The following is a 9191-nucleotide window of genomic DNA, read 5'->3' on the forward strand; positions in this document are numbered from 1 at the left end:
CGATCAGTGGATGGTGCCCGATGGCGGCAGATCGTCGTCATCGTCATCATCCTCGTCGTCATCCTCCAGATCGTCATCCGGCTCCAGATCGTCGTTGCTGGCCAGCCCCTGCGGCGGCGTGGCGACCGGGCCGGCCTGGTGATGGCTCAGCTTCCAGCCCTTGCCTTCGCGCACGAAGATATTGGAGGCGATCAGATACTGGTCCTCGACGCGCTCGAAACACAGTACCAGCGCGACATCGCCCCATAACGTGACGCGTGGTCCGGTCATCTGCAGGGCCGGCTGGGACGGATTGGCGAGGATGCGGCGCCAGCCTTCCAGCACGGCGTCGCGGCCCATCAGCGGCGGCCAGCCGGGATGGATGCAGCAGATCGGCGCCGATTTGGCCCAGAGCGCCGCCATGGCGTCGATGTCGCGGCTGGCGAAAGCGCGATAGAAGGCGGCATTGGCATCCAGCAGGGCGGTTTCGTCGTCGGGCGGCAGGCTTGGCATGCGCCCACTCTAGGGCGGGCCGGCCCGTCTGTGTAGCCTCTTGCCTGCGGGGAAGCGGAATGCTTTATCTGCATCATGCCCGCCACGACCGCCCCGGATACTTCCTCTGGCCCAGTCTTCTCCGTGCTGATGGTCTGCACCGGCAATATCTGCCGTTCGCCGACCGCCGACGGCCTGCTGCGACACCGCCTGCGCGAAGCCGGCCTCGACAATCTGGTGCTGGTCGATTCCGCCGGCACCCATGACTACCATGTAGGCCGGCCGCCGGACCGCCGCAGCACGGCCAAGGCGCGATCCTACGGCGTCGACCTCAGCAGCCTGCGGGCCCGCCAGGTCAGAACCGAGGATTTCGCCCGCTTCGACCTGATCCTGGCCATGGATACCAGCCATCACGACATCCTGCTGCAGATCTGCCCGCCGCAATATCGCGAGCGGGTGAAGCTGTATCTGGATTACGCGCCGCAATTCGGCCGCGAGGTGCCCGATCCCTATTACGGCGCCGAGGACGGCTTTGAGACCGTGTGGCGCATGTGCGACGCGGTCAGCGCCGCCCTGCTGGACGAAATCCGCCGCCGCCTGGGCTAATTCTGCGCCATCCGGCGCTGCATCGCGGCCACCCCCTGATCCATCATGCCTTCGATCGCCGGCTTCAGTTCGACCGGCAACAGATCGGCCTGCCAGATAACGCGACAGCGGCCAGGTCCATCGTCAATAACCTGAAACGAGGCATTGTGATGCGTCAGCCGGCCGCCGACTGCCGCATAGGCCAGCCGGCGAGATGCATCGTCGACATCGACGATCACCTCACGCGCCACCACGCCATTGCTGAAGGTCACGATGCGCGCAGCGCCACCCTCCTCCAGGCGGCAATCGGTGACAAAGCCCGGCGCCAGCACGCGGTGAACCTCGCCCACGGCGCGGAAAGCGGCCCAGACGCTGCCGCTATCGGAGGAAACGGCGAATTCCTTGCGTATGGTCGGCATCGTCTCCTCCTCAGCCGCCTTTGCCGCAATAGGCCTCGATGCGGTAGCCGTCCGGATCGATCACGAAGGCCGCGTAGTAATCCGGGTCGTAATCGGCGCGCAGGCCGGGCTTGCCGTTGTCGCGTCCGCCCTGGGCCAGGGCCGCCGCATGGAAGGCATCGACGCTTTTGCGGCTGGGGGCATCAAAGCAGAAATGCAGGCCCGATTTCATGTCGGCCGGCACCGGGCTGTCGGTCGGGCTGATCCACAACGCCACGGCATCCTTGCCATAGCCGAGCGAAGCATCGCCCGCGCTGAGGCAGGCATAGCCGAGCGGTTTCAGCGCCGCGTCGTAAAAGGCCCTGGTTTTCGCCAGATCGCGGACGCCAATCGAAACATGGTTGAGCATGACGAATCTCCTGTTTTCCGCCGCCGGCTTGCTGCTGTCCGGGGCGGCCGGAAACGATCCTGCCCGCCTGCGCCATTCCGGCGCTTGGGGAAAGTTGCTATTCTGCCGCCATGCCGGTTATCGACGCCCCGCCGCCCGCAAAGCTGTCTTCCCGCGTGATCGCGCGCGGCAATGACTGGAGCGTGTCGGATTTCATCTGCCGCTTTGGTCCGCAGGATCGCGCTTTCGAGGAACGGCATGGCGATGTCGCCATCTCGGCGGTGGTGGCCGGCTCGTTCCGTTATCGCTGCGATTCCGGCGACGCCCTGCTGCATCCGGGCTCCTTCCTGCTCGGCAATGCCGGCGCCTGCTATGAATGTGGCCATGACCACGGCAGCGGCGACCACTGCATCGCCTTTCATTTCTCGCCGGCGCTGTTTGAGGAAATCGCCGCCAGCGCAGCGGGCTCGCATCGCTTCAGGTTTCCTGCCGCGATGCTGCCGGCGCGGCCGGACCTGGCCGCCACGCTGGTCGATATCGAGACGCTGGCCGCCGATGACAGCCGCATGGCGGCGGAGGATTTCGCCCTGCGACTGGCGGAAACCGTGCTGAAGGCGACTGCCGATGGCCGCAGCCGCAGCGCCGCGCCGACAACGGGCGAAAGGCGGAAGATCGGCAACGTCCTGCGGCATATCGAGGCCCATGCCGACCAGCCGCTGGATCTCGCCGCGCTGGCCGGCATTGCCTGCATGAGCAAATACCATTTCCTGCGCTGTTTCCGCCGCGTGGTGGGCAGCACGCCCTATCAGTATCTGCTGGACCTGCGCCTGCGGCGCGCCGCCATCGGCCTGGCCACCACAGCCTCGCCCGTGGCGGCCCTGGCCTATGAGGCCGGGTTCGGCGATCTGTCGACCTTCAACAACCGCTTCCGCGCCGTCTTCGGGGTCAGCCCCGGACAATTCCGCCGTAGCCGGAGTAATTACCCACCCACCTCTTGGGCGAAAAAGCATTGAGCCGTTACGTTTCTAAATAGTAACTTTCCGATTGTCCCCGCTGCCCTTATCCCTGATCTGGTCAGCCTTCCATGTCCGGATCGGAATATCATGCACCGTTCGATATCAGCCCTTGCCGTTCTTTTCGCCCTGGTTTCGCCCATGGCCGTGGCCCAGGCGGCAGCCCAGTCGCCCGCCAAGCCACAGCCACAGAGCCGGGCCGAAATCATCGCGGCCTGCATGAAGGAAGCTCAGGCCGCCGTTCGAACCGGCCCGAAATCGACCATGACGCCGATGCAGCGCATGACCGCGGAAGAGCAATGCCGCGCCCGCGCCGAGGCCGCCGAACAGAGCCAGGCCCAGGGCAAGCGCTGACCCGCGCCGGGCAGTCTTCAGCCTGCGGACGAGCAGCGCCGGACCTGCTACCCGGAATAGAGAAAGCGCGCCATCCTTCTTGATAAACGTTTGCTGCGCGGCGATGCCGCCTCGCCTATAGTCCCGCGTCCCTGATGCCCGAGATGCTAGGATCGACGTTATGAATCCTTATGCTGCCCTCGGCGTCGCCATCCTGCTGGCCGGCCTCGCCGCGCCGGGCATGGCCAGCGATGCCGCGAAAAAACCGAAAACCATTGGCGAGAAAATTGAAATCTGCATGCAGCAGATGGAGCGCGGCCATACCGCCGGGCGCAGGATGACGCCGCAGCAGCGCATGACGGCGGAAGCGCAATGCCGCGCCCGCGCCGAAAGCGAAACGGTTCAGAAAAACAGCTGAGCCGTCAGCCGAGGCCTGATGGCTTCGGCCCGCCGGTGGCCCAGTCGAGCAGCTGCACGGTATGCAGCACCGGCATTGGTTTGCCGCCTTCCGCTGCCAGCCCGCCAGCGATCTGCACCAGGCAGCCGATATTGCCCGCCGCCACCATCTGCGCCCCGGTGCCGGCGATGTTCTTCGCCTTGCGCGTCCGCAACTGCATGGCCAGTTCGGGCTGCAGCAGGTTGTAGGTGCCGGCCGAGCCGCAACACAGATGCGCCTCGGGCACGTCGCGCACGGCAAAGCCGGCTTTCGTCAGCAACTGCTTGGGCAGCGTCGTGATCTTCTGGCCGTGCTGCAAAGAGCAGGCGGAATGATAGGCCACGCTTAAACCCTGCGTCTCGCCCTGCGGCTTCAGATCGAGTTTCGCCAAAACTTCGGTCACGTCCCTGGCCAGCGCCGCGATGGTGGCGGCCCGGTCGCCCCAGGCCGGATCGTTGCGCAGCATGAAGCCGTAGTCTTTCACGGTGGTGCCGCAGCCCGAGGCGTTGATCACCACCGCGTCCAGTCCCTCGCCTTCATATTCGCGGTGCCACGCGGCGATATTGGCCTTGGCTTTGGCATGGGAATCATGCTCCTGCCCCATATGGTGGGTCAGTGCGCCGCAGCAGCCCGCGCCATCGGCGATCACCACGTCGCAGCCATGGCGGGTGAGCAGCCGGATGGTGGCGGCGTTGATCTCGGGGTCCAGCACCTTCTGGGCGCAGCCGGTCATCAGCGCCACGCGCAGGCGGCGCGGCCCTTGCGCGGGGAAAACCTGCGGCCGTTCGATGGCGGGGTCCATCGCCGGCAGGGATTTCGGCGCCAGCGCCACCATCGCCTTCAGCCGCCCGGGCAGCAGGGCACGGAACGGCCGCGCCAGCCGCGCGCCGATCAGGCTGAGGCGGAACAGCTTCGGGCTGGGCAGCAGCCGGGCCAGCAGGCCACGCAGGAGCCGGTCGGCCAGCGGGCGTTTGTATGTGGCCTCGATATGGGCGCGGGCATGATCGACCAGATGCATGTAATGCACGCTGCTTGGGCAGGTGGTCATGCACGAGAGGCAGGACAGGCAGCGGTCGACATGGCGCACAGTCTCTTCCGTGGCGGCCTGATCGCCTTCCAGCATCTGCTTGATCAGATAGATGCGGCCGCGCGGGCTGTCGCGCTCGTCGCCCAGCAGCACATAGGTCGGGCAGGTGGCCGTGCAGAAACCGCAATGCACGCATTTGCGCAGGATCTCGTTGGCGGTGGCGATGCCCGGATCGGCGAGCTGCGCGAGGGTAAAAGAGGTTTGCATCAGAGTCCCGCCGCCATGCGGCCCGGATTGAGGATGTTCATCGGATCGAAGCTTTCCTTCACGCGGCGGCTGAGCGCGGCCAAGGCTTCGGGCTGCGGCTGGAATACGTCGACGGAAGCGCGCACGGCCTGGTCGGCGCGGATCAGCGTGGCATGGCCGCCGCCTGCTGCGGCCACAGCGCCGCGCACCAGCGCCGCATGGGCATCCTGCGCCGGCGGCAGGCTGAGCCAGACGAGGCCACCGGCCCAGTCGTAGAAGAAAGCCGCACCGGGCTGTGTCGCGCGGATCGCCGCCGTCACGGCCGGGCCGCTCATCGGCGCCACGGACAGGCGCCACAGCACACGCTCCTGCGGCAGGATGAAGGCACTGGCATCGCGGATTTCGCGCCACAGCCAGGCCGAATTCATCGAATGCAACTCCTCCAGCGGCCCAAAGGATTGCAGCAGCGCGCGCAACGCCTCGCAGCGCGCCTTCACCGAAATATCGGTGCCCTCGACGCGGATCGCCGTCACCGCCATGCCGGCCTTGGCCACATAGGCGACGCCGGACAATGCCGCGATGGCCTCGGGCAGATGCGCCAGGCCGGCCACTTCATGCGGCGAGCAGGCGGCCGCCGCCATGGCCTGTGCGGCTTTCGCGTCGTCGAGGCCGAAGACCAGCACGGTGCGGGTTTTCTCGGGCGCGGGCAGCACCTTCAGCGTCACTTCCGCGAGTGCGGCCAGCGTGCCATAGGCGCCGCAGACCAGTTTCGGCAGGTCGTAACCGGTGACGTTCTTCACGACTTTCGCGCCGGCCTTGAAGATTTCGCCGCGCCCCGACACGGCGACGAAACCCAGCAGGTGATCGCGGATGGCGCCGGCCTTGAAGCGGCGCGGGCCGGCGAGATTGCACCCGATGGCGCCGCCGATGGTGCCACGACCGGCAGCATGGCCCCAGAGTGGGCCGTAATCGGGCGGCTCGAAGGCCAGCATCTGGTTGCTTGCCGCCAGCAGCTTTTCCACGTCGCTGACCAGCGTGCCGGGGCGCAGGGTCAGCACCAGCTCGGCCGGCTCATACTCCAGCACGCCGCTGAGGCGGCTGAGGTCGAGCGCGTATTCCGTCTGCCTGTTATCGAGATGGGCCGGGCGGCCGAGGCCCGCCTTGCTGCGATGGCCATGCAGGCTGAGCGGCTTGCCTTCGGCGGCGGCCCAGCGGATCGCGTCGGCCACGTCGGTGATACCGGAGGGGATGAAGGTCTCAGGCATGGTTTTCAGAACCGCGGCAGGTCGGGGAAAGCGAGCTGACCCTTGTGCACATGCATGCGGCCCAGTTCGGCGCAGCGATGCAGCACGGGGAATACCTTGCCCGGGTTGAGGCGGTGATTGGGGTCGAAGGCGCATTTCACCCGCATCTGCTGGGCGAGGTCGTCTTCGGAGAACATCGCCGGCATCAGGTCGCGCTTTTCGATGCCCACCCCATGCTCGCCGGTCAGAACGCCGCCGACCTCGACACAGAGCCGCAGGATGTCGGCGCCGAATTCCTCGGCGCGTTCCAGCTCGCCCGGGTTGTTGGCATCATAGAGGATCAGCGGATGCAGGTTGCCGTCGCCGGCATGGAACACGTTGGCGACGCGCAGCCGGTGCTTTTCCGACAGGCCGGCCATGCGCGTCAGCACCTCGGGCAGCTTCTTGCGCGGAATCGTGCCGTCCATGCACAGGTAATCGGGTGAGATGCGGCCGACGGCCGGAAACGCCGCCTTGCGCCCGGCCCAGAAAGTCAGCCGCTCGTCTTCATTCTGCGAGACGCGCAGATACACCGAGCCACAGCTTTCCGCGATGGCCTTCACGCGGACCAGCAGGTCGTCGACTTCCGCCGGCGGGCCGTCGAGTTCGATAATCAGCAGGGCTTCCACGTCGCGCGGATAGCCGGCCTGCACGAAATCCTCGGCCGCGTGGATGGCGGGCCGGTCCATCATCTCCATGCCGCCGGGGATGATGCCGCTGGCGATCACCTTCGCCACGCAGTCGCCGGCGGATTCCGACGACGGGAAACCGGCCAGCAAAGCGCGCTGGGTGGCGGGCCTGGGCAGGATGCGCACGGTGACTTCGGTGATCACGCCGAGCAGGCCTTCCGAGCCGCAGACCAGGCCCATCAGGTCGTAGCCCTCCGCATCGAGATGCCTGCCGCCCAAACGCACGACGTCGCCGTTCATAAGCACCATCTCGACGCCGAGGATGTTGTTGGTGGTGAGGCCGTATTTCAGGCAATGCACGCCGCCGGAATTCTCCGCCACGTTGCCGCCGATGGTGCAGGCGATCTGGCTGGAGGGATCGGGCGCGTAGTAGAAGCCGCGATGCTCAACCGCGCGGGTGATCCCGAGATTGGTGACGCCGGGCTGCACCACGGCGCAGCGGTTGTCCCAGTCGATGTCCAGAACCTTGTTGAACTTGCCAAGACCAAGCAGCACGCCGTCGGCCAGCGGCAGCGCGCCGCCCGACAACGACGTGCCGGCGCCGCGCGGCACCACCTTCACGTTGCGCGCGTTACACAGTTTCAGCACCTCGGATACCTGCTGCGTATCGCTGGGCAGCACGGCCACCAGCGGCAGCTGGCGATAGGCCGTGAGGCCGTCGCATTCGAAGGCGCGCAAGGACGTCTCGTCGGCGATCACGCCCTCGCCCGGCACGATGCGGCGCAGATCGGCGATCAGCTCCAGCCGCTGGGCGATGATCTCGGGTTCGGGGGCCGGCATCAGCATGGCTTAGTCCTTCACGCTATTCTCTTTCGCCGCGACGCCGTGGCGGGCGGCGGCGGCAAAGATATGGTCGCGCGCGGCCCGCGCCGCCTCTTCCGCAGCGCCGGCCTCGATGGCGGCCAGCAGCCGGGCATGTTCGGCCTGCGCCGCGGCGGCGCTGCCGTCATCGCGCGCGGATGCGGCCCAGGTGAGCGCGCGGGTGGCGGAGAAATGCTGCGCCAGGAAGGTGGCGAACTGCGCCAAATAGGGATTATGCGCCGCCGTGGCGATGGCGGCATGGAAGCTGTCGTCAGCGGAGGCGCCGTCTTCGCCGCTCTCCAGCGCCTGCTGCATCCGGGCGAAGGCGGTTTCCAGCGCGGCGAGGTCGGCGACGTTGCGCCGCTTCGCCGCCAGTTCGGCCATGCCGGCCTCGATCACGCCGCGCAATTCAAAGATATGCGCCAGATCGGCAGGCGCGATCCGGCCGGTGTCGGATGGGGCAATGCGGAAATTGGCCATGCCCGGCTTCGCCACCACGAAGGCGCCGGCCCCCTGGCGGGTATCGACGAAACCATCAGCCTTCAGGCGGGCGATGGCCTCGCGCACCACCGCGCGGCTGACGCCATACTGCTCAACCAGCTGCTTTTCGGTCGGCAGGCGGTCGCCCGGGCGGAACGCGCCGGCCCGAATCGCCGTGGCCAGCCGGGCGGCCAGCATGCCGCTCAGGCCCGTGGCCCGCGGCAGGGCGGAATCGTCGTTGGTGGGGGCAGTGGTGCTCGGCATCGGCATTACTTGTCAGCTTGTCTGACAAATTGCCCAGGCGACCCGATCTGTCAAGCCGGAAATAGCAAACGGCCCGGCTGCTGGGCAGCCGGGCCGTTTAAACTGTCAGAAGACTGACGGGGTCAGGCCGAAGCCTGTCCCGATATCAGCCCTGGCGCGCCTTGAAGCGCGGGTTGGTCTTGTTGATCACATAGACCCGGCCCTTGCGGCGAACCACGCGGCAATCCCGATGGCGGGTCTTGGCCGACTTGAGTGAATTCACGACCTTCATGATACCTGACCTCAGAAACCATCTAACGGTGCAAACAAAAACCGGGCGCAACGTGGCCCGCCCGGCGGAAAAGTGGGCGGACCATACCGGCGGCCCCGCCCCCTGTCAACCGGAAAACCGGCCGGAATACGGCGTTTAAACCCTCAGAATTCCTGCCAATCCTCATCATCGCTGGCTTTCGGCGGCGGTGGTGGCGGAGCGGCGGCGGCCACCGGACGGGGCGCGGGTTTGGCGGCGGCAGGCCTGGGGGCGACCGGCCTCGCGGCGGCCGCCTTCGAGTCGGCCGGTTTGACGACCGCCGGCCGGGCGACGACCACCGGCGCAACACTGGCCGGGCGGGCCATGGCGCTGCTCTCGCCGCCCAGCTTGAAGAAGCCGACCAGATCGGCGAGCTGCTGGGCCTGCTGGTTGAGCGACTGGGCAGCCGCCGTGGTCTCTTCGACCAGCGCTGCATTGCGCTGGGTCATCTCGTCCATGCTGCCCACGGCGGTGTTGATCTGATCGAG

At 66.9% G+C, this 9191-nt stretch carries 12 protein-coding genes and 1 pseudogene; 4 read left to right on the forward strand and 9 right to left on the reverse strand.

The genetic code is table 11. The features are described from left to right. Window positions 1-3: 3 nt before the first annotated feature. Window positions 4-492 carry a nuclear transport factor 2 family protein gene (locus tag Q1J79_RS14910; protein ID WP_300301850.1) on the reverse strand — a complete coding sequence of 163 codons (489 nt, stop codon included), beginning with the start codon at window positions 490-492 and terminating at the stop codon, window positions 4-6. A gap of 75 nt (window positions 493-567) precedes the next feature. On the opposite strand from Q1J79_RS14910, the gene Q1J79_RS14915 reads away from it, so the two are divergent. Beyond that, window positions 568-1077 (forward strand): low molecular weight protein-tyrosine-phosphatase, encoded by a 510-nt coding sequence (locus Q1J79_RS14915; RefSeq protein WP_300301853.1) that lies wholly within the window; start codon window positions 568-570, stop codon window positions 1075-1077. Here the strand turns inward: Q1J79_RS14915 and Q1J79_RS14920 are convergent. Both Q1J79_RS14920 and Q1J79_RS14925 read right to left on the reverse strand, forming a co-directional pair. Continuing rightward, window positions 1074-1475, reverse strand: coding sequence for an SRPBCC family protein (locus tag Q1J79_RS14920; RefSeq protein WP_300301855.1), 402 nt, complete (start codon window positions 1473-1475; stop codon window positions 1074-1076). The genes Q1J79_RS14915 and Q1J79_RS14920 overlap by 4 nt on opposite strands. A 10-nt stretch (window positions 1476-1485) precedes the next feature. Next, on the reverse strand, window positions 1486-1863 hold the full coding sequence (locus Q1J79_RS14925; RefSeq protein ID WP_300301857.1) for a VOC family protein: 378 nt from the start codon (window positions 1861-1863) through the stop codon (window positions 1486-1488). Between the two features lie 110 nt (window positions 1864-1973). Between Q1J79_RS14925 and Q1J79_RS14930 the strand changes: the two genes are divergently transcribed. From Q1J79_RS14930 to Q1J79_RS14940, 3 genes are all read left to right on the forward strand, one after another. Further along, on the forward strand, window positions 1974-2855 hold the full coding sequence (locus tag Q1J79_RS14930; RefSeq protein WP_300301859.1) for an AraC family transcriptional regulator: 882 nt from the start codon (window positions 1974-1976) through the stop codon (window positions 2853-2855). A gap of 90 nt (window positions 2856-2945) precedes the next feature. Further along, window positions 2946-3209, forward strand: coding sequence for a hypothetical protein (locus Q1J79_RS14935; RefSeq protein ID WP_300301861.1), 264 nt, complete (start codon window positions 2946-2948; stop codon window positions 3207-3209). Between the two features lie 160 nt (window positions 3210-3369). Further along, window positions 3370-3606, forward strand: a complete 237-nt coding sequence (locus tag Q1J79_RS14940) for a hypothetical protein (protein ID WP_300301863.1) — start codon at window positions 3370-3372, stop codon at window positions 3604-3606. Between the two features lie 4 nt (window positions 3607-3610). On the opposite strand, the gene glcF is transcribed toward Q1J79_RS14940, so the two are convergent. The 6 genes and pseudogenes from glcF to Q1J79_RS14970 form a co-directional block, all read right to left on the reverse strand. Beyond that, a complete protein-coding gene (gene glcF / locus Q1J79_RS14945; RefSeq protein WP_300301865.1) occupies window positions 3611-4918 on the reverse strand; it encodes a glycolate oxidase subunit GlcF in 1308 nt (435 codons plus the stop codon). Continuing rightward, window positions 4918-6162, reverse strand: a complete 1245-nt coding sequence (gene glcE, locus Q1J79_RS14950; protein ID WP_300301867.1) for a glycolate oxidase subunit GlcE — start codon at window positions 6160-6162, stop codon at window positions 4918-4920. The genes glcF and glcE overlap by 1 nt, the downstream gene beginning before the upstream one ends. 5 nt (window positions 6163-6167) lie before the next feature. Beyond that, window positions 6168-7655 carry an FAD-linked oxidase C-terminal domain-containing protein gene (locus Q1J79_RS14955; RefSeq protein WP_300301870.1) on the reverse strand — a complete coding sequence of 496 codons (1488 nt, stop codon included), beginning with the start codon at window positions 7653-7655 and terminating at the stop codon, window positions 6168-6170. Window positions 7656-7658: 3 nt separating this feature from the next. Then, window positions 7659-8414: a FadR/GntR family transcriptional regulator gene (locus Q1J79_RS14960; RefSeq protein ID WP_300301872.1), complete on the reverse strand. Its 756-nt coding sequence runs from the start codon at window positions 8412-8414 to the stop codon at window positions 7659-7661. Window positions 8415-8559: 145 nt separating this feature from the next. After that, a complete protein-coding gene (ykgO, locus tag Q1J79_RS14965; RefSeq protein WP_300301874.1) occupies window positions 8560-8685 on the reverse strand; it encodes a type B 50S ribosomal protein L36 in 126 nt (41 codons plus the stop codon). A 143-nt stretch (window positions 8686-8828) separates the two neighbouring features. Next, window positions 8829-9191, reverse strand: a pseudogene (locus Q1J79_RS14970) (methyl-accepting chemotaxis protein); the annotation flags it as partial.

It is taken from the genome of Ferrovibrio sp., from assembly GCF_029255545.1.
Taxonomy (GTDB): domain Bacteria; phylum Pseudomonadota; class Alphaproteobacteria; order Ferrovibrionales; family Ferrovibrionaceae; genus Ferrovibrio.

Excerpts from the sequence above, each read along its gene's own strand:
- glcF (WP_300301865.1), bottom strand. The coding sequence starts at position 4,918 with ATGCAAACCTCTTTTACCCTCGCGCAGCTCGCCGATCCGGGCATCGCC.
- ykgO (WP_300301874.1), bottom strand. The coding sequence starts at position 8,685 with ATGAAGGTCGTGAATTCACTCAAGTCGGCCAAGACCCGCCATCGGGAT.
- Q1J79_RS14940 (WP_300301863.1), top strand. The coding sequence starts at position 3,370 with ATGAATCCTTATGCTGCCCTCGGCGTCGCCATCCTGCTGGCCGGCCTC.
- glcE (WP_300301867.1), bottom strand. The coding sequence starts at position 6,162 with ATGCCTGAGACCTTCATCCCCTCCGGTATCACCGACGTGGCCGACGCG.
- Q1J79_RS14960 (WP_300301872.1), bottom strand. The coding sequence starts at position 8,414 with ATGCCGAGCACCACTGCCCCCACCAACGACGATTCCGCCCTGCCGCGG.
- Q1J79_RS14925 (WP_300301857.1), bottom strand. The coding sequence starts at position 1,863 with ATGCTCAACCATGTTTCGATTGGCGTCCGCGATCTGGCGAAAACCAGG.
- Q1J79_RS14910 (WP_300301850.1), bottom strand. The coding sequence starts at position 492 with ATGCCAAGCCTGCCGCCCGACGACGAAACCGCCCTGCTGGATGCCAAT.
- Q1J79_RS14955 (WP_300301870.1), bottom strand. The coding sequence starts at position 7,655 with ATGCTGATGCCGGCCCCCGAACCCGAGATCATCGCCCAGCGGCTGGAG.
- Q1J79_RS14920 (WP_300301855.1), bottom strand. The coding sequence starts at position 1,475 with ATGCCGACCATACGCAAGGAATTCGCCGTTTCCTCCGATAGCGGCAGC.
- Q1J79_RS14930 (WP_300301859.1), top strand. The coding sequence starts at position 1,974 with ATGCCGGTTATCGACGCCCCGCCGCCCGCAAAGCTGTCTTCCCGCGTG.
- Q1J79_RS14935 (WP_300301861.1), top strand. The coding sequence starts at position 2,946 with ATGCACCGTTCGATATCAGCCCTTGCCGTTCTTTTCGCCCTGGTTTCG.
- Q1J79_RS14915 (WP_300301853.1), top strand. The coding sequence starts at position 568 with ATGCCCGCCACGACCGCCCCGGATACTTCCTCTGGCCCAGTCTTCTCC.